At 57.4% G+C, this 19,038-nt stretch carries 18 protein-coding genes and 2 pseudogenes; 5 read left to right on the top strand and 15 right to left on the bottom strand.

What is annotated here, in order from left to right:
* Window positions 1–35 precede the first annotated feature (35 nt).
* The 7 genes from BN873_RS05500 to BN873_RS05470 all read right to left on the bottom strand — a co-directional run bounded on the left by BN873_RS05500 (window position 36) and on the right by BN873_RS05470 (window position 6,309).
* Window positions 36–461: a hypothetical protein gene (locus BN873_RS05500; RefSeq protein ID WP_048671474.1), complete on the bottom strand. Its 426-nt coding sequence runs from the start codon at window positions 459–461 to the stop codon at window positions 36–38.
* 70 nt (window positions 462–531) lie between these two features.
* Entirely contained in the window at window positions 532–1,686 is a 1,155-nt protein-coding gene (locus BN873_RS05495; RefSeq protein ID WP_320411703.1) for a Bcr/CflA family multidrug efflux MFS transporter, read from the bottom strand.
* 94 nt (window positions 1,687–1,780) lie between these two features.
* Window positions 1,781–2,776 carry a hypothetical protein gene (locus BN873_RS05490; protein ID WP_048671469.1) on the bottom strand — a complete coding sequence of 332 codons (996 nt, stop codon included), beginning with the start codon at window positions 2,774–2,776 and terminating at the stop codon, window positions 1,781–1,783.
* A gap of 38 nt (window positions 2,777–2,814) precedes the next feature.
* Window positions 2,815–3,315, bottom strand: a complete 501-nt coding sequence (locus BN873_RS05485) for a GNAT family N-acetyltransferase (RefSeq protein ID WP_048671467.1) — start codon at window positions 3,313–3,315, stop codon at window positions 2,815–2,817.
* A complete protein-coding gene (locus BN873_RS05480; protein WP_082161104.1) occupies window positions 3,312–4,436 on the bottom strand; it encodes a polysaccharide deacetylase family protein in 1,125 nt (374 codons plus the stop codon). The genes BN873_RS05485 and BN873_RS05480 overlap by 4 nt, the downstream gene beginning before the upstream one ends.
* A 50-nt stretch (window positions 4,437–4,486) precedes the next feature.
* Window positions 4,487–5,176 (bottom strand): ABC transporter ATP-binding protein, encoded by a 690-nt coding sequence (locus BN873_RS05475; RefSeq protein ID WP_048671463.1) that lies wholly within the window; start codon window positions 5,174–5,176, stop codon window positions 4,487–4,489.
* Window positions 5,173–6,309 carry an ABC transporter permease gene (locus BN873_RS05470; protein ID WP_048671460.1) on the bottom strand — a complete coding sequence of 379 codons (1,137 nt, stop codon included), beginning with the start codon at window positions 6,307–6,309 and terminating at the stop codon, window positions 5,173–5,175. Before BN873_RS05470 ends, BN873_RS05475 begins: the two co-directional genes overlap by 4 nt.
* Before the next feature lie 307 nt (window positions 6,310–6,616).
* Between BN873_RS05470 and BN873_RS20325 the strand changes: the two genes are divergently transcribed.
* From BN873_RS20325 to BN873_RS21125, 3 genes and pseudogenes are all read left to right on the top strand, one after another.
* Window positions 6,617–6,790, top strand: a complete 174-nt coding sequence (locus BN873_RS20325) for a hypothetical protein (RefSeq protein WP_171820416.1) — start codon at window positions 6,617–6,619, stop codon at window positions 6,788–6,790.
* A 108-nt stretch (window positions 6,791–6,898) separates the two neighbouring features.
* Window positions 6,899–8,338 (top strand): annotated as a pseudogene (locus BN873_RS21130) (diguanylate cyclase domain-containing protein); the annotation flags it as partial.
* Between the two features lie 30 nt (window positions 8,339–8,368).
* Window positions 8,369–9,148: a putative bifunctional diguanylate cyclase/phosphodiesterase gene (locus tag BN873_RS21125; protein ID WP_320411702.1), complete on the top strand. Its 780-nt coding sequence runs from the start codon at window positions 8,369–8,371 to the stop codon at window positions 9,146–9,148.
* An 84-nt stretch (window positions 9,149–9,232) separates the two neighbouring features.
* Here BN873_RS21125 and BN873_RS05455 read toward each other — a convergent pair whose 3' ends face one another.
* Together BN873_RS05455 and BN873_RS19345 are read right to left on the bottom strand one after the other, a co-directional pair.
* The gene (locus tag BN873_RS05455) at window positions 9,233–9,544 is read right to left on the bottom strand and encodes a hypothetical protein (protein ID WP_048671453.1); all 312 of its coding nucleotides are present in this window, start codon (window positions 9,542–9,544) and stop codon (window positions 9,233–9,235) included.
* A gap of 91 nt (window positions 9,545–9,635) precedes the next feature.
* Window positions 9,636–9,749, bottom strand: a pseudogene (locus tag BN873_RS19345) (DUF202 domain-containing protein); the annotation flags it as partial.
* Window positions 9,750–9,963: 214 nt separating this feature from the next.
* On the opposite strand from BN873_RS19345, the gene BN873_RS05450 reads away from it, so the two are divergent.
* Both BN873_RS05450 and BN873_RS05445 read left to right on the top strand, forming a co-directional pair.
* Window positions 9,964–11,145 (top strand): exo-beta-N-acetylmuramidase NamZ family protein, encoded by a 1,182-nt coding sequence (locus tag BN873_RS05450; RefSeq protein WP_048671450.1) that lies wholly within the window; start codon window positions 9,964–9,966, stop codon window positions 11,143–11,145.
* Window positions 11,146–11,361: 216 nt separating this feature from the next.
* Complete coding sequence (locus tag BN873_RS05445; RefSeq protein ID WP_048671446.1) at window positions 11,362–12,099, top strand: SDR family oxidoreductase; 738 nt, start codon at window positions 11,362–11,364, stop codon at window positions 12,097–12,099.
* Window positions 12,100–12,111: 12 nt separating this feature from the next.
* Here BN873_RS05445 and BN873_RS05440 read toward each other — a convergent pair whose 3' ends face one another.
* From BN873_RS05440 to folC, 6 genes are all read right to left on the bottom strand, one after another.
* Window positions 12,112–12,807 carry an HAD family hydrolase gene (locus BN873_RS05440; protein ID WP_048671442.1) on the bottom strand — a complete coding sequence of 232 codons (696 nt, stop codon included), beginning with the start codon at window positions 12,805–12,807 and terminating at the stop codon, window positions 12,112–12,114.
* Between the two features lie 4 nt (window positions 12,808–12,811).
* Entirely contained in the window at window positions 12,812–14,005 is a 1,194-nt protein-coding gene (locus tag BN873_RS05435) for an O-succinylhomoserine sulfhydrylase (RefSeq protein ID WP_048671440.1), read from the bottom strand.
* A gap of 205 nt (window positions 14,006–14,210) precedes the next feature.
* Complete coding sequence (gene purF, locus BN873_RS05430; protein WP_048671439.1) at window positions 14,211–15,725, bottom strand: amidophosphoribosyltransferase; 1,515 nt, start codon at window positions 15,723–15,725, stop codon at window positions 14,211–14,213.
* A 49-nt stretch (window positions 15,726–15,774) separates the two neighbouring features.
* Window positions 15,775–16,266, bottom strand: a complete 492-nt coding sequence (locus tag BN873_RS05425; protein WP_048671437.1) for a CvpA family protein — start codon at window positions 16,264–16,266, stop codon at window positions 15,775–15,777.
* Window positions 16,267–16,281: 15 nt separating this feature from the next.
* Entirely contained in the window at window positions 16,282–17,721 is a 1,440-nt protein-coding gene (locus BN873_RS05420) for a hypothetical protein (protein ID WP_048671433.1), read from the bottom strand.
* 3 nt (window positions 17,722–17,724) lie between these two features.
* Window positions 17,725–19,038 carry a bifunctional tetrahydrofolate synthase/dihydrofolate synthase gene (folC, locus tag BN873_RS05415; protein ID WP_048671427.1) on the bottom strand — a complete coding sequence of 438 codons (1,314 nt, stop codon included), beginning with the start codon at window positions 19,036–19,038 and terminating at the stop codon, window positions 17,725–17,727.

The raw sequence follows: 19,038 nt of genomic DNA, 5'->3' as shown, positions 1-19,038 counted from the left end.
GCCAAATCGTCCAGGTGGCAAGCGCTCGGTCAGTCTCATTGGCGATTTTCCGGGCTATGGACTGCGGATTGTTCCTCGTCTTCCCGGCCGCTTTGATTAAGATCACTCTGGTCTTTTTTGGGCGGTGAATTTTTTTTAGGCGGCGAAGCGGTATCGTCCAAGGTGATGGATTTGGGCTTATCTGCGGTCCCATCCGCTGTTTCCGGTTCTACAGGTTCTGCCGCCGCCATGGGTTTGTCTTCTGGTAGCAAAGGCATGGGTGGCGGCAGGATCGGTTGTTTAACGCCCCCAGTGACCGGCCGATTGATATTCAGGCTCATGTCGCCGCCATGAGCACCTGGTGGGCAAGGCGCGGCCTGATAGAAGATCCGACCATTGATCTCGATACACTTATTAGCGGCGCAAGCTGGCCCGACCCATAAGGCGAGCAACAGGAGGGAGTAGGGGGGTTGACGGTTCATGGGTTATCGCGTCGATCCAAGTTATTTCGATGATTTTTCATGGCATTAGGCGGGGCCAAGCTTGTGAAGCTTATTCTTTTTCATCGCCAACCCACGCCCGATGGATGAGATAAGCGAGCAGACCGCAACTGGCGATGACACCCGCCATCGGCAGGGCGGAGTCCGCGCCGAGCAGCCCAACCATCATGCTCGACACTGTGGCTAAGCCAAATTGCAAGGTGCCGATCAACGCCGAAGCACTCCCGGCGCGTGGCCCTTGCTGCGCCAGCGCCAGCGCCAGTGCGTTCGGTGCAGTAAAGCCGAGACTGGCGAGATAGCCGAATAAGCAAATCGCTAAAGCCGGTAATCCCCCCCAGTCACCGGTGGCAACCAGGATTAAGGCAAGCCCCAGCAACACCGTCGCCCGATTGGCTCGCCGCAGGATCGTTTCGGCTGTGTAGCGTAATAAGAGCCGGCGATTGATTTGCGAGCTGGCAATCAATCCCAGCGCATTCAACCCAAAGAGCCAACCATAGGCGTGCGCCGGCACCTTATACAGCTCGATAAAGACGTGTGGTGAGCCGGTGATATAAGCGAACATACCGGCTTGCGCGAAACCGCCGCTCAACACATAGCCCAAAAAAGCGCGGTCGCCTAATAAACCCGCATAGACTCGCAAGGTTGGGCCAATACCGCCAGTCGATAGAGCAGCCGGCGGACGAGTTTCAGGGAGATAGCGCCAAACGGTGAACAGGCAGCTAAGCCCAAACAGCGCCAGGATTATGAAAATCGTTCGCCAGCCGGCAAAGGCCAGAACCCAGCCTCCTAAAAGTGGCGCGAGAATCGGTGCCAACCCCATCACTAGCATCAGTAGCGAATAGACGCGCGCCGACGTTTGCGCATCAAACCGATCTCGCACTACCGCCCGCGCGATGACGATGCCCGCGCAGCCGCCCACAGCTTGTACGAAGCGGGCCGCTATTAGCGCTGTAGCGTTGGGAGCCAGAGCGCAACCCAGCGAGGCGACGATATACACCAGCAAGCCCCCATACAACGGCGGCTTCCGGCCATAGCGGTCGGCCAGCGGACCATAAACCGCTTGCCCAAACGCCATACCAATGAAGAAGCTGGCCAATGTCCATTGCGCAGCAGCCGGCTCGACGCCAAAATCAGCAGCGATGGTTGGCAGGCTAGGCAGATACATATCAATCGACATCGGCGCGAAAGCGATCAGCGCACCCAGAATCAGCAGCCAGGATACAGGCGGGTTAGTCAGGTTAAAAACTCCAGATGAGGCAGTAGCAAGCCGGTTAGCCGGCAGAAGTGTGATGGCGGAGCGATCAGCCGAGCAAGACCAGATTCGACCGCAAAATCAGCCAAGTGGCCAGCGCGTAGAATAGCCCAAGGCCGCTAAGCGTCGTCCATGTCAAGCGTTGGATCGTCACGGGAATCACCGCTTGCAGGCTAGGGATATGGCGGAATGGCGCCAGCAGTCCCGCTCCCAATCCGCTGGCGACGGCGGCAAATAACGCCAGATAAAGGGCGTATCCCAGATAATCGTAGCCAGCTTTCAGCAAGCAGAATGGGCAATGATGGTGCGGATTTTCGTACACGTACAACGACAGAAACCCGATGATGGCCGCCAGAGCGACACCGAAGAGCAACACGTTTCCGGCTGCAAACAGCAGCCCTAAGGCTAATCCGCGTCGAAACGCCCACCCCAAAACCAGCATAGCCCCGCCCATTGTATAAAACAGGATGATAGTCGGCTTTGCCGGCAAGCTGGCCAGTTCCGCCGCTACGCCTTGCTGACCCCCGAACAGCGAGCCACAGCAGGAGGTGATGACCTCCGGTTCCAGACGGAGGAAATAAACCGTTTGTGCCATTGCCTCCGCGACGGTTAGCGGTGCGATGGCCAATAGCAGCCAATATTTCAGACGCACCAGCGGATAATCATATCCGCGCTGGTCAACTCCGTTTAGCAGTAACCACAATGCGGCCAGAAAGAAAACCGCAATTTTTAAGAGCAAGCTTGGGAAGCCGAACGCATTGACATTCAACACTCCGGTGGCGCACATCGCACCGACGAACTGACTGGATAGGTTTTCCGCTGTGTGGACAAAAAGGACCAGTGACAGCAGTTCCGCGCACAGCGCGAAGCCAAGCAGCGTCGAAATTAAATAGGTTTGCCGTTCCAGCCGGATTTGCAATTCGCTGCCGCTATGGATGTCCCAAGACCGCAGAATCTGCACTGCAAAGCCACCGGCCAGCACCACGGTGCCGGTGACGCCGGCGGTGATTAGATGCAGGGCGATGATGGCCGGAGTGATAAGCATGGTCGATGTCGCTATTGAGTCTATGGAGACTGGCCGCGTTAACCAGTAGCCCGAACGACTTTGCGCAATAGCAGCTCCGTGCTGTGCGGGTAAACCAGCGCATCGATCCGCCCGATTTCCGTAAAGCCATAGCGGCGATAAAAACGCTGCGCCGGTTCGTTGAAGGAAGAGACTAAAACCCATAAGTTGGTTGCCGCAGGCTGAGCGACGTTCTCGAACCACGTCATAATGGCCGTACCTAAGCCCTGTCGTTGCACGGCTGGAAACAGGCCGATCAGTTCTAGATAAGGGCCTTTGAGCCACGGATAGCGCACCGCCACAATACCGACGATGGTCCCATCGACCCTAACGGTATAACGGTTTAGTGCCGAGTCGGGCGCTAAAAGATAGTTTTCCAACTGAGCGGCCGAGTAATTCAAAGCCTGCCAAGGGTTCATGGCGGCTAACTGGCCAGCGATCACGCTGGCGTCTGCCTCGCACAGGCGTACCAAGGAGCAGCCGGCCAGGCCATAAGATTCTTGGAAGAAATCAGTTTTCATCGTTTGGGATTTGTCTTGGATAAGCGGTCATATTTTGCATTGTCGCCAGGCTTGGTTTCATAGCAGGAATCGGCGGCGACCACCTCGCCACGACCGAGCAATTCGCTGACTGTAACAAACTCATAGCCGCGCTTGCGCAGTTCTGTGACCACTGCGGGCAAGGCTGCCGCTGTGTGCCAACCGCGTCCATTCGCATGAGCCACGATAATTGAACCTGGCTGGATTTGCTGGAGAATGGCACGGGAAATCCTATCGGCGGTCTGGCCTTTGGCCGGATCGCCAGTCACGATACTCCACTGAATGGCAGCCAGCCCCATCTTGTTAACCGCCGCCAGTGATTCCGTGCTGCACGCTCCATAGGGAAAACGGAATAGGCTCAATGCAGCCGGAATATGAGCCAGCACCTTTGCATCGGGCGTGCGCGCATAAGCCGAGTTGAACAATTGCGTGCGGAAGCTCTGGTATTCCGTCTGCGCCCGATTGATTTGGTCGTAAACCACTGCACCGCGTAACACCCGCAAATTACCGTGTGTCCAGGTGTGGTTGCCGATCTCAAAGAGCGGATCGGCCATAAGGGCCAGCGTCTTGTCGGGATGGGAGCGCATCCATTTGCCACCAGCGAAGAACGTCGCTCGAACTTGCTGCGTTCGTAAATAGTTGACCAACTGAGCATCATAGCCGGCTTTTTCGTTGGCACCTTCGCAAAGATCGAAGGTCAGCGCCACCAATTTTTGTGACTGATAGGGCTTAACCTGCCGGATTGAGCCTATTAGCCGTGCGGGTAGTTCAGTTTTTGGCAGACTGGCGGATGTTTGAGGTATGCGGTCAATGGCGGGTGGCTTGATCGGCTTATCGTTGGTGGGGCCGGGCACTGGCTTGGATGGTTGACGACCCTGCAATGGATTTGCCGGAACGCTAGCCGGTTTCGGAGAACCGGTTTTTGCTGTCGATTCGGGTGGAACGCTGGGGGTGGTCGTTATTGGGGTGAGCGGTGGAGTACTACGGGTAGGTGCTGGGGAGGTCGTGGACGTGGATTCAGCGATGACTGGATTGGCAGCATGGGCTAGGAGGAAAAAACCTAACAGTCGGCATGGCCTGAAAAAGTGCCTAATGGGTGCCATAAATTATTTTATTATTCATGTAGTTGAAAGGGTTTGATAGGTTTCTACAGTCATGCAACTGCAAGCGCAGCGCCCAGAATTTGGCCATCATGCAATTCGATGACCCGATTGACGAGCGTTGCTTCAATGATCAGCGGATCATGGCTGCTGATCAGTACCGTCCGTCCTTGCGTAGCCAAATCGCCAAGCAATGCCAAAACCTCACGCGAGAGGGCGCTGTCAAGATTGGCGGTGGGTTCATCGGCAATCACTACCGCCGGATCATTGATCAGCGCGCGCGCGAGTGCGACCCGTTGCGCCTCGCCGCCGGATAGCCATTCCACTCTGTTAAGCGCTTTGCCGCCTAAGCCGAAGCGCTCCAGCAGCTCACAGGCGGCGCTCTTTAGTTCGGGATGAGACCGCCCCAGCGGATAGGCAGGCAGCATCACGTTGTCCAGGACCGTCAAACCGCGAATCAGGTTGAATTGCTGGAAGACGAAACCGAACGTGTGGCGCCGGATATCGGTCAGGAATCGTTCCGGCAAGTTGGATAACAATCGGCCATTGAGGGTAATCCGCCCACTGGTCGGACGTGCCAAACAGCCTACCAGGGCCAGCAAGGTGGTTTTACCCGAACCGCTAGGGCCTTTGAAAACGGTGATGCCGCCCCGTTCCAGCCGCACACTGACTTCGCGCAGTGCGCGGCATTCGTTCGGCAGTCCTTGATTGAAGATCTTGCTGACCGTGTGTAGTTCGATCATCCGCGCATGGCCGCATCGGGATCGGTGATGGCGGCTCGCCAACCAGGAATCAGCGTAGCGACCATATAAGGCAGCGTGGTCACTGCCAACAGCACCAAAATTTGCGCTAAGCCGACCGCTGGGGTTAAACGGAAATCAGGATAAAGGACCGACCAGCCTTTCAGTACAGGCGTGAATAGGCGACCGCCCGCATAGAAGACTTGCCACCAGGCCAGCAGATAACCAATTAAAAAGGCGGTCAGTGACAGCAGAGCGCTTTCCCATAGCTTCATGCGCAAAATGTCGCCGGTTTCCCAGCCGATGGCTTTGAGAATGCCTATTTCGCGTTTTTCTTCAGGACTAAGGCCCGCCGCTTTGTCCCAAGCCAAAACGAGAAACGCCAGCAGCAAGGGCGCCAGGCAAAGAAACGTGATGCCTTCCCGCCAGTCGAAGACGGCGTGGTAAGTTCTTAGGATTTCGGTGCGCAAGAGCGGGCGACTGGCAGGCAGAGCAAGGCTGATTTTTTGTGCGATCAGACTGGCTTCACGGGGATTGCGTACAGTGAGCGTTGCATCGGTGTACTGGTCCGGCGGCATTTGAAACAAAGTGCGGAAAGCTGCTGCCGATACCAGCACCAGGTCCGCGCTCAAGAGTTCCGATGTGGATTCCAGCACGCCAGCTATTCTGAACAGCGCTGGTGTGCCATCGGCCGCGCGCAAACTCAGCACATCGCCGACGCCAACCTGACGGACGCGGGACAGGGCTATGCCAATCAGCATACGGTCGTTGGACAGGTTCCGCTCCGGTGCTGCCATCACCGTATAGTTGGCCTTAGTCACCGGATCGTAGTAGTAACCCCACAAGCGGCCTCGCACCTCACCCACCCCGCGAATCCGCCGCAGCGTTTCGAGTTCCACCGCCGGCAGCACATCGTGTCGGCCGGCCACCAACCGTTGCACGATCATTTCTGGCGCATCTTGCAAGAGAATTGCTGCTTCCCGCCGTAAGCCTTGGCTCAGCAGCAGCACCGACGCGAACAGGAACACCAACAGGGTATAAACCAGCAGCAGGCCCAGATTACGAGCCTTACGCCGCAGTAGCGCTGCGAGCGCGTAGTCAATCAAGTATTGCTGACGTTCGAAGTAAGCACGCATGACACAGAGTTCGCCGGTGCGTTGGCAAAGTGTTTCCTTGGTTAGCTGAGTATTTAAACCAAGACTATAATTGATGTTAGATTGAGCCAGTGAAATGAAAGCCTCGCTCAGTTTGGTTCTTATCACGGTAAATTAAAAAATAATCTTTAAAGAACACGAGTGAACCATCAGGCTTTTGGCGCTTTCCAAGAGGGCGCTCATTCGGTTGTGGGTCTAGTGAGAATGCTTGCACCATAAGCGGTATTTTGCTTTCCTGGTTTTTAAATTTTTAGAAAAATTTTCTCAAATATTAACGGATTGTCCATTGATGCGGCACGATCTGAAAAGCCTAAGCTTACCTTTTTCCGCGCTTGATTGGGCTATGTTCGAAAGCCACAGGGCGATCAAATTGCTGATCGATCCGGAATCCGGCTGTATCGTCCAAGCCAATCCCGCTGCCTGCGAGTTTTACCAATTAGGAGTTACGCAGTTGAAATTCTAAGTGATTGATTAATGGAAAATTTCGGTTGTCTACCGCACAAGTCGATTTCTTTTAAAATCAGAGTGTTAGAGATCCAACTGCGTAACTCCTAACCAATATAGCCGTGAAAAACTGACCGGCTTGCGAGTTTGGGACATTGATACCCTCGGTGAGCAGGAAATTCGCCATTGGATGCAATTGGCGCTGTCTGCTGATCTGCCTGAGCGCGAATTCAAGCATCGTTTGGCTTCCGGGGAGGTTCGTAATGTCCAGGTTTATAACGGCCCTGTAAAGGGTGGTGGCCTTAGTTTTTTGTGTTGGGTCGTCATTGACATTACCGAGCGTAAGCAGGCTGAGCGGCAGCTGCGGCAATCCGAGGAGAAATTCACCAAGATTTTCCAAACGACGCCAAACGTGGTGGTGATTTCCCGCATGACCGATGCAGTGCTGCTGGAAGTCAACCCCGGTTTTGAAGCCGTGACCGGTTATTCGCGGATGGAGGCCATCGGCCATTCCACGCTGGAACTGGGGTTGTGGGCTGAGCCTGCTGATCGGGAGCGGATGGTGGCCGATCTGCACTTGTACGGACAAGTTCTCTACCAGCTCTTCAACTTTCGCCGCAAGGATGGCACCGTGCGTATTGGCCAGATGTCGGTGCGCCCGATCACGCTCAATGATGAGTCTTGTGTTCTCTTCGTCATGCAGGATGTGACGGAGAGCCAACAGAGCGAGAGAGAGCTAAGAGCCAGTGAGGAGCGGTATCGCTTGCTATTCGAGCGTTCCCACGACGCTATTTTCGTAATTGATAGGCAGAGCGGTCGCTATTTGGCTGCCAATCGCGCAGCGGAGGAGTTAACTGGCCGAACGGCTGCTGATCTCGTGCAGTTGACGGTTGCCGATGTGGTGACGACGGAGCCATCGCAGCGTTTACTCGGTAACGAGGAAATGCCCGAGCGTCTCCCGTTGGGTGAAGTCAGATACCGTCGGCCGGCGGGCGGTAGCCGTACAGCGCTCTTAAGCCTGGTCCCGGTGAATGACGCGATCATGTTCGGGATCGCACAAGATATCACTGAGATCAAAGTTGCCAGGCAGCGTATTGAGCACTTGGCGTATTACGACGTGTTGACCGGATTGCCGAACCGGGCTTTGCTGGCGCAGCGCGCAGAATGGGCGCTCGCACTGGCCATGCGCCACGGCCAGGAGTTGGCGGTACTGTTTCTTGATGTTGACCATTTTAAGGAAGTCAATGATGCGCTTGGCCATAGCGAAGGCGATGCCTTGTTGGCCGAGGTGGCGGTGCGTTTGCGGGCCTTGGTCCGAGCGGCCGATATGGTCTGCCGGATAGGTGGGGACGAGTTTGTACTGTTGTTGCCGGATACCGCCCAGCAGGGCGCATTGCAGGTGGCCGATAAAGTGTTGGCAGCGTTCCGTGAACCCTATAAGGTTACCGGCCATGTTTTGAACGTGAGCGTCTCAATCGGTATTGCGCTGTATCCGCGTGATGGTGCCGATTTCAACGATCTGTTGAAGAATGCCGATACCGCCCTCTATCGGGTCAAACAGCAGGGACGCAACGCCTGCTTGAGTTACGACCGTGAGATGAATGCGGCTACGTTGGAGCGGTTGATGGTGGAGCGTGATTTGCGCCAGGCGATTGGCGCCGGCCAGTTGCGCGCCTACTACCAACCCAAAGTGCGGTTGAGCGACCGGACTGTGATCGGGGCCGAAGCCCTGGTGCGCTGGCAGCATCCCGAACGTGGCCTGGTTCCTCCGGGTCAGTTTATTCCGGTCGCCGAAACCAGCGATCTCATCGTCGAATTGGGTGATTGGATGTTGGAAGAGGTATGCCGCCAGATCGCTGATTGGCAAGCGCGGGGCTGGGTGGTGCCAACCGTTTCGGTCAACCTAGCCGCCCGCCATTTCCGCTTGCCCAAGCTGGTGGAGCGCGTCGGTAGCTTACTTCAAGCGTATGGGTTAGCACCGCGATTGTTGGAACTGGAAATTACCGAATCCACCTTACTGGAAGTTAGCTCACAAACCACGGAAACGTTGCGGGCGTTGGAGCAACTGGGGGTCGGCTTGGCCTTGGATGATTTCGGAACCGGCTATTCCAGCCTGAGCTACCTAAAGCGCTTGCCGTTGACCGCGCTTAAAATCGATCAAAGCTTCGTGCGCGATTTAGTGGCCGATTCCGATGATCGTACTCTGGCTGCCACCATTGTCACGCTTGGGCACTACATGGATTTGGTGGTGGTGGCGGAAGGCGTGGAGACTGAGGAGCAGCGCTCGATTTTGTTCGAGCAGGGTTGTGACTTGGCCCAAGGCTATTTGTTTGGTCGGCCAGTACCTGCTAGCGAATTTATCGGCTGGCTGACGTAAGGCTGAGGGTAGGTCAAGGTAAGGGAACCTCCCTTTTCTATAGGTGCTTTGAGCAGTCGATCCACGATAGATTTTTCTGACCGGTCACGGTGTGGGTTGCAGGTGTGGCGGTGTCATGAACGAACCGCTCGGAAAATGCTCCAGTGCCGCTGGATGATCTTGGAAAGCGGTGTGGCGGTCGGTTTGGCTGGGGTGGCGGGTGTAACGCGCCTCGGTGAACAAGCTTAAATCTGTCAAGCCCAGTTCTCGTACCAGCACCCGGTCGGTGGCATGATCAATTTGGCCGACACGCCATGCCGAATCGGCCAGCGTCAGCACAAACAGCACCAGTAGCACGGCGAACAGGCTCAGTGCGACCGAGGCTTTACGTAGGCGCGGAAACGGTCGAGTCAGCATCGCAAACTGCTCCAGTCGGTACGGAAACGGAGCATGTCAAAAGGGATAAGCGCCGGGCAAGTCGTAAGGGAAAAATCTGCAATGCTCATAAGCCGATAGCGATGATGGTGAGGCCGGTTCGCAGCCAAGCCAGGAGGGTGCGTTCGGCGGCAAAAAATGCGCGCGGGTCGGAATCGGAAATGAGCATAGTATGGCGAGCATCCATGGGTTGCTTGGGCGGGATTGTGGGGGTAGTTGAGGGTGGCGGGCAACTGGCGCTCTTTCTTTGTTGGGAACTTTGACCGGAACCAATACGCTTCGAACGGTTTTTACCAGGCATTGGTCACGGTGGGGGCGGTCGTTAGACATGGACGCAAGGCGGGTCTGTTGTTATGGTTCGCCTATCGTTTCCAGCAACCACAACAAAACTCGGTCTCTTTATGTCCCGCGTGCAAACTGGCCTTCAAACCCTGATCCATGATTTTCCTGAAAAAATACGCGGCGCGCGGATCGGGGTGGTGTGTCATCCCGCTAGCGTCGATGCCGAGCTACGTCACGCCCTTGATCTGCTGCAAGCGGCTGGCGCGTCTATCGCCGCGATTTTCGGCCCGGAACACGGTGCGCGAGGCGAAGCGCAGGACATGGAAGATGTTGCCGATTTAACCCTTGATCCCCGGCTAAAAGTCCCAGTTCACAGCTTATACGGCGCGACTGCTGAGAGCTTAAAACCGCGCCCGGAACAGCTTGCGGGCCTTGATGCGCTGGTAATCGATTTACAGGATGTCGGTGCGCGCTATTACACCTTTGTCTGGACGATGGCTTTGTGCATGGAGGCAGCGGGTCAGGCTGGTGTACGGGTCATGGTCTGCGACCGTCCTAACCCCATCAATGGCGTGACCATGGAAGGCAATCTCATTAAACCCGGTTTTGAATCTTTCGTCGGCTTGTATCCGGTGCCGAATCGGCACGGCTTGACACCGGGTGAGATCGCTCGCTACGTCTACCAGCAGCAAGGGGTACGGTGTGAATTGGAGATCTTGCCGATGCGCGGTTGGCGGCGGGACATGTATTTTGCAGAGACCGGCTTACCCTGGATTTATCCCTCGCCCAACATGCCAACCGTTGATACCGCACTGGTCTACCCTGGCATGTGTCTGGTAGAAGCTACCCAGCTCTCCGAGGGACGTGGAACCTGTCGGCCCTTTGAGGTCGCTGGTGCGCCGGGCATTGATCCTGAAGAGTTAGCGGTTGAATTGGCTCGGCACGAATTGCCCGGTTGTCGGTTCCGCCCGCTGTATTTTCGCCCGAAGTTTCAAAAACATGCCGATACTACCTGCGGCGGGGTGCAGATTCATCTCACCGACCGCGACTCCTTCGATTCCTATGCGGTCGGCGTCGCTTTTCTGCAAAGCGTCAAGCGGGTTGCGCCGGAGGCATTGATTTGGCGGGTGAAACCCTATGAATTCGTTGCCGATATCCCGGCTATCGATTTATTAGCCGGAGATGACGGGTTGCGCTTAGCCTTAGACGGGGGGCGTGCCGATTTGGCCGATTTGGCCGCTAAATGGCGGCAAGAGCGGGCGGCATTCGCGGAAATTCGCCGGGAGTGTCTGTTGTATTAAGCGCTCAGTGGGTAGCAGCGCTTTCATGTGCGCCTCGCTGCAATCGAGTCCTTCACTAAAACTCCACCGAATCTTACAGTAAGCCTCTTTATGTTTTGTGGTCAATCGGATACTCTATTATTATTTGCAATAGTTTGTATCAAATTAGCAGCTACGATACGCAAGAGTAACCGCTGAAGCCAACCCAATAACAGGGTAAGAGCCGGGGGTAAAACAATGTTAAACGGTAAGAGCATCAAACCTGTCGCCGTTATTACCGGATCGAATCGCGGGTTAGGGTTGGAAACCGTCCGGCAATTGGCTAAGCGGGATATCCGCGTCATTGCGACCTGCCGCAATCCTAGCCGGGGTGAGGCAGCGATGGAGAAGTTGCTGGCGGAGGGGCTGGATGTCGTATTTCAGCCGCTGGATGTGGCTTCGGAAACCAGCATCGCCGACCTGGGCGCGTTTATCCACAGTCGCTGCGGGCGGGTCGATATCCTGGTCAACAATGCCGGTGTCTATCTGGATATTCATGGCAGCGAGGACGTCGGAGGAGCCAGCGTCTTCAATACCAGCCTGAAAACACTGTCCACCACCCTGAAAACCAATCTGTATGGCCCGCTGTTGTTGGCGCAAGAGTTGGTGCCGCTGATGAAACAACAGCACTACGGCCGCATCGTCAACGTCTCTAGCGGGATGGGTCAGCTAAGCGACATGGAAGGGAAATCGCCGGCTTACCGGATTTCCAAGACAGCCCTGAACGCGCTAACCCGCATTCTGGCGGCGGAGACGCGAGGTGCTAATATCCTGGTCAATTCAGTCTGTCCCGGTTGGGTGCGCACCGACATAGGCGGCCCGAATGCCGAACGGACGGTGGAACAGGGTGCTGTCGGAATCGTCTGGGCTGCCACCTTACCCGATGATGGCCCAAGTGGCGGCTTTTTCCGCGACGGTCAACCGATTCCCTGGTAACTGTGCAACGGTTTAGCGGGTCAATTGTTCCCAGGTAGCCAGCACGGTCTCCAGTGCTGGCAGATCGCGCACTTCAGCATCCGCCGTCAGCCCACCCGGCCAATCCCGGCCGGTACGATTGAGCCATACGGTGCGAAATCCGGCGTTGGCGGCTCCCTGTACATCGTGCTCCGGGTCATCGCCAACATGGACAATCTGCGCCGGAGGTACGCCGAGCCGATGGCAAGCTAATTCGAACATCTGCCGTTCGGGTTTTGCCGCACCGGCATCCACCGCGTTCAGTGAAAACGTAAATACGTCATCCAGGCCGATCAAACGCACGTCTGCATTGCCGTTGGATAGTGAGGCCAGCGTATAGCGCTGAGCCAATCGTGCTAAGACCGGTCGCACATCGGCGAACAATTCAACTGCGTTGCGCGCGGTGTAAAACACCGCGAAAGCGGCCTCCACGTCGAACTCCGGGTAACCGCTGCGTCTTGCCGCCAGTTGCAACGCAGCCTTGCGCAAGTGGGTGCGGTCGTGGGCGATTGCGGGATAAGCTACGGCGATTTCGCTGCACAGTCCGCGCAGTTCCAGCGGGGTGAACTGTTCCGTGATCAGGGGATAGCGGGCCGCCAGCCACTCCTGCAATAGCTGCTCAGCGCGTTCAACGACCGGCCAGATGTCCCACAGCGTATCGTCCAAATCGAAGGTGATAGCCTTGATCATCGGCTTATCCCAACAGCCGGAAGCCGCGCTCTAGATCCGCTTGCAGATCGGCCACATCTTCCAACCCCGCCGAAATCCGCACCAACCCTTCGCCGATGCCGGCAACCGCGCGTTCCTGAGGCGTCAAGCGGCCGTGCGTGGTGGTGGCTGGATGGGTGATAGTGCTCTTGGCGTCGCCCAGATTGGCGGTGATGGAAAGCAAGCGTGTGGCGTCGATCAATGTCCAAGCCGCCTCTCGCCCGCCACGCAGATCGAAGGAAACAATCCCGCCGAAACCGCTCTGTTGCCGTTTAGCCAACTCGTGTTGCGGGTGGGATGCCAGGCCAGGGTAATAAACCCGTGCTACTGCGGGTTGCGTTTCCAGCCAGCGTGCCAGTTGCAGGGCCGCCTCACTGTGGGCGCGCATCCTTAAGGTCAGCGTTTCCAGCCCCTTGAGGAACACCCAGGCGTTGAACGGGCTGAGGGTAGGACCAGCGGTACGGAGAAAGCCGTAGATATCGGTGCCGACCCGTTGCCGGTCGCCAACAACGGCGCCGCCGACGCAACGACCCTGGCCGTCCAGATATTTGGTGCCCGAATGGATGACCAGATCAGCGCCCAATCTAAACGGTAGTTGCAGGGCCGGAGTACAGAAACAATTATCGACCACTAGCAGGCAATCGTGGGTGTGGGCCAGATCCGCCAGGGCACGAATATCGGCCAATTCCATCAACGGATTGGAGGGTGTTTCCAGGTAAAGCAGGCGGGTATTGGGCTGGATTGCAGCCTCCCAGGCCCTTAAATCGCTCAAGCGCACATAGGTGGTGGCGACGCCGAACTTGCTTAAATACTGATTAAATAAGGAAACCGTGGTGCCAAAGACGGCATTGGCCGATACGATATGGTCGCCGCTTTTCAGCAAGGCCATACAGGTGGCCAGAATCGCCGCCATACCTGAACTGGTGGCGATACACGTTTCCCCACCCTCCAGCGCCGCCAGCCGTTCCTGAAAGACTCGCACCGTGGGGTTGGTGAACCGAGAATAAATATTGCCGGTGCCGCTACTGAAGCGGGCGGCCGCTTCGGCGGCATTGGCAAACACAAAGCTGGAGGTGAGAAAAATCGGCTCAGCGTGTTCGCCCTCTTGGGTGCGAACTTGGCCGGCGCGCACCGCCCGGCTGGCAAAGCCGAGATCGGCAGTGTCATCAATAGGATTCATGGGAGGAATCTCCGCGCTAGGTGGCAAGGGACGACAGAGCTTTAAGGCACTGCCAGAACGCGGGCATGAAAAAACCCGCTCGCGGATCATCCAGGGCAGGCTCGACCCGCTTTAGCAATATTTGTTAAGCGCCTGCAAGCTGAGAACTCAAATCGGCGCTGGCGGTAGACTAAAAGGTTATTAGGCCGCTGTCAAAACCTGCGGTTTAGGCATTATTGTGTAAATCAATGATCGCACTTTCGGCGTGGGGAGCTTTTGGGGTTTTGGCAGCGTCGGCGCGGTCACGGGCCAGGCATTCCAGATAATCGCGGTCAATATCGCCCGTCACATATTCGCCGGTAAAGCAAGATGAGTCGAACCGTTGCAAGCGGGGATTGCCGCGTCGGACGGCCTCTTCCAAATCGGCCAGATCCTGAAAGATCAGATAATCGGCGCCGATGGCGTGCGCCACTTCTTCCTCGGTGCGGCCGTGGGCGATCAACTCACGCGCGGCTGGCATGTCGATCCCATAGACGTTGGGATAGCGAACCGGCGGTGCGGCCGAAGCGAAATAAACTCGGCGGGCGCCGGCTTCACGGGCCATTTGAATAATCTGCTCAGACGTTGTTCCGCGAACAATGGAATCATCGACCAACAGCACGTTTTTGCCGCGAAATTCCAAGTCGATGGGATTGAGTTTCTGACGTACCGATTTCTTGCGGGTCTTTTGCCCCGGCATGATGAAGGTGCGGGCAATGTAGCGATTCTTGATGAAGCCTTCCCGATACTTGATGCCCAGGATAGAGGCCATTTGCAAGGCCGCTGTTCGGCTGGTGTCGGGAATCGGAATCACCACGTCGATATCGTGTTCCGGCCAGACCCGAAGGATTTTCTCGGCTAGATATTCGCCCATTCGCAGCCGGGCCTTATGCACCGACACCTGATCGATGATCGAATCCGGCCGTGCCAGATAGACAAATTCGAAAATACAGGGCGAGTAGGTCGGGTGCTCGGCGCATTGACGGGCATGAATCCGGCCCTCCAGATCGAACAGCACCACTTCGCCTGGGGCTACATCGCGTACCCGCCGGAAATCCAGTACATCCAAGGCGACGCTTTCGGAGGCGACCATATACTCGGTGCCTTTTTCGGTTTCGCGACGTCCGAACACCAGTGGCCGAATACCGTTCGGGTCACGAAAGGCCACGAGTCCAAAGCCGACGATCAGCAGCACGGCGGCATAAGCCCCACGCACCCGGCGGTGTACCGCCGCCACGGCAGCAAAGATATCGTCCGGGTCCACCGATAATTTGCTGCGTTGTTGCAACTCGTGAGCGAAGACGTTCAGCAGGATTTCGGAATCGGAGGTGGTGTTGATGTGGCGCAGATCGGAGCGGAACAACTCGTCTTTCAATTGCGCCGAATTCGTCAAATTACCGTTGTGGGCCAGGGTGATGCCGAATGGAGAATTGACGTAAAACGGCTGTGCCTCCGCCGACGCGGCACTGCCGGCGGTCGGGTAGCGGACATGGGCGATACCGATGTTACCGTGTAGATTGAGCATGTGGCGGGTACGGATAACATCGCGGACCAGACCGTTATCCTTGCGCAGAAACAAGCGCCCATCCTCGCAGGTGACAATGCCGGCGGCATCCTGGCCGCGGTGCTGGAGCACCGTGAGTCCATCGAACAAGCTTTGGTTGACCGGAGACCGTCCGGCGATGCCGATGATTCCGCACATGTGCTTGCCCTCTGCCAGGACGGTAGGTCGCCGTCGGGGTCACTAAGATTTAATTGAAGCGAATGTACTGCGCCAACTCCGGTGGCAAGAAGCCACGTAGCCAAAGCGCACTGCTCTGAAAATGGCCGAGCAATTGTGCTTGCTGCCACCAGGGGTCTTTGGGGAGAGGCGTCACACCGGCCATCATGACCAGGAGGGTGATGACTGCCGCGCCCCGCACCATGCCGAAAGCCATTCCCAGCACGCGGTCGATACCGTGAAGATTTGTATAGTCAACCAGACGAGAGGCCAGGATGCCGACCAACCAGCCGAGGATCAAGGTGGTCAGAAAAAGACCGCCAAAAGCTACCCCAACCCGTAAGGCAGGGATATCAAGCTCAGGAGGCAGATAGGTGGCGACATCCTGTGCAAACAGGAAAGCGATGGCAAAGGCTGCAATCCAGGTGGCCACCGAGACGACTTCCCGCAATAGCCCGCGCCATAGGCCGACCAGTACTGATAGGCCAATAATGATGATGATCAAGTAATCCACCCAATTCATGGGGTGCCGTACTCCTCAGCGCCAAATACGGACTTGATACATCAGCCGCCCGTTGACCGTGACGCGCTCGACTGCGACGCGAACGTTTTGGTTGCGAAAGTGGTCACGCAAGGCGTTAGCGTTTTCTGGGAGAACGTAACTACCAGCTACGGTCCCCCCCCCGATAGGTGGTGCTGTCTGAGGCTTGGCGGTTGATGGCAAGGATTGGCTCGATTGCGGTGCGGGTGGGCGCGGTGTCGTCGTTGGAATTTCCGATTTCGCCAATAGGTGGATCTTTGGCAGGGTGCTCTCAGGAGGCGGCGTTGCTTTGGGTGGGGTAGCTTTGGGACTTTGCGCAGAGGGTGGCATGGAATCTTCAGTAGTATTTTGCCTGCTGGCAGGATTCGCTAGGGTCTCAGCGCGCTGCTTCTTGCCCAGGTCGCGGGTTGCGGCCTCTGCTTGCGCTTTACGGCGAGCGGCCTCGGCCCGCGCATTCTCAGCTTGTACCGCCTTCTGGGCTGCTTCCGCCTGGGCTTTTTTCGCCGCTTCCACGCGCGCCGCTGCACGCCGCGCCGCCTCCGCCGCGCGGGCTGCTTCCGCTTGCGCGGCCAACGCTTCGGCGGGCGAGGAGTTGGAGGGGTTCACCATCGCACGTTGAGTTTCTTCAATGCGCATGGCTTCCGCCTTGGCGGCGTTGCTGCGTTCCGCTTCTACTTGGGCTTTGCGCCGAGCCATTTCGGCCTGGGCAGTTTGTCGCGCGGCTTCCGCCCGTGCTTTGACGGCGGCGTTTCGGTCGGCTTCGGCTTTCGCCCGCGCTTTGGCGGCGGCTTCTTGGGCCGCTTTACGCCGTGCCCCCTCTTCGCGCGCGATTTGGTCGGCATCAGTTTTTACCGGGGCAGCGAGCGGTGTTGGTGGGGCGATACGCGCCGACCGAGGCGGTAGCTGTCGCGATTGGGGTGCGGCAGGGTTATCGGCCACCGCCGGGGTGGAGGGACGACTGATCGGCGATGAAGCAGGCGCCGCAGCCGGCGGAATCTGGGTCGGCGGTCGCGGTTTGGCCGGAGCAGCCACAGGCGGTGATTCCGTTGGGGTCTCCGATGGACTTTGGATCGGCGCACGCGGTTTGACCGGAGCAGCCACAGGCGGTGATTCGGTCGGGATCTCCGACGCTGGGGTGGGGCCGGGTTGGCCCGCAGTCACTGACACCGGCTTCGGGTGGTCGGTAACCGGCATGGGCGGATTAGCCGACACGGGCGGCGATGGGCTAGCCGCTACGGGCGCCGGCGCCGGTGTTTGTGAAAACGTCAGCGCCGGTTGCTCAGATTTGGGCGGCGCCTGGAGCGAGGGTGGCCGGATGACGGTCGCTTTTTCAATGGACGATTTGTCCCGCTTATTTAGAATTTCCGGCACGAAAATAACCGCCAGCGCGGCGATGACGCCGGCGCCGACCAAACGTTGGGTCAATCGGTTGTCCATCGGTTAAACCTCCCTTGGAGGCGAGAGGGAGTCATCGGAATACCAGGGTTGCGCGGCCAAGACGGGAGCAACCGTGTGGAAGGAACCGAATACCACGATTCGATCACCAGGCTTAGCAGCCCTCTTGGCAGATCGACAGGCGGCAAGCGCGTCAGGGCAGGTGGCAGCTTGGATGCCCACTGCTTGCAACACGATAGCCAATTCCGTCGCTGTGCGACCGCGTGGCCCGTCCAGCGTGACCGTATACCAGCCGTCCACCACCTCGGTCAACGCCGCGATAACGCCTTCGGCATCTTTATCGGCCAGTAAGCCGACGATAGCGAGGGTTTGTCCGGTACAGGGCCGCTCCCGCAGGTTGGCGGCGAGTGCTCTGGCTGCGTGAGGATTATGCGCAACATCCAGAATCCACTCAACCGTTCCGGGGAAGATCTCGAACCGTCCCGGTATCCGCGCCATCGCCAGACCGGTTCGGATAGCGGCGGCGTTGACCGGCAAACGGTCGGCTAGGCTGATAAGGGTTGCAAGAGCGGCAGCGGCGTTGCCGAGCTGATGATCGCCCACCAGTGTGGGCAATGGCAGATCGTCGAACTGTAGGGTGCTGTTCCACCAGCGCCAACCCTGGCCGGTTCGGGCAAAAGCGTAATCTCGCCCAACGAGTTGAAGGTGCGTGCCCATCTTACGAGCCTGATCGAGTAATCCCGCCGGTGGCTGCGGATCGGCGCAGATGGCCGGTCGGCCGGGGCGGTAGATACCTGCTTTTTCGTAGCCGATAGGGTCACGATCTGGTCCCAGCCATTCGGTATGATCAAGATCAATGCTGGTTACCAGGGCTGCATCCGCATCCACGCAGTTGACGGCATCCAACCGGCCACCGAGTCCAACTTCCAACAGAGCGACGGCCACATTAGCCTGCCGGAATAGTTCCAGTGCGGCCAGAGTGCCAAACTCGAAATAGGTCAGGGAGATGTCGGCGCGGGCTGCATCTATGCGGGCGAAGGTCTGGCAAAGGGTTGCATCATCAACGGCCGCGCCGTTGATTCGGATGCGTTCGTTATAACGCAACAGGTGAGGGGAAGTGTAAGCACCGACCGTATAGTCGGCGGCGCGCAGTATCGCGTCCAGAAAGGCGACACAGGAGCCTTTGCCGTTCGTGCCTCCGACGGTGATGAATACCTGCAGCGCTGGTTCTGGATGCAATCGCTGCAACACCTCCCGCACGCGCTCCAACCCTAATTCGATGGCGCGAGGGTGCAGGGTTTCCTGCCAGGACAGCCAGTCGTTGAGGGTAGCGAAACGAGGATGAGAGATCGTGTCCAT

Source organism: Candidatus Competibacter denitrificans Run_A_D11 (genome assembly GCF_001051235.1).
GTDB classification, from domain to species: domain Bacteria; phylum Pseudomonadota; class Gammaproteobacteria; order Competibacterales; family Competibacteraceae; genus Competibacter_A; species Competibacter_A denitrificans.
This window is presented reverse-complemented; position numbering and strand designations above follow the sequence as displayed.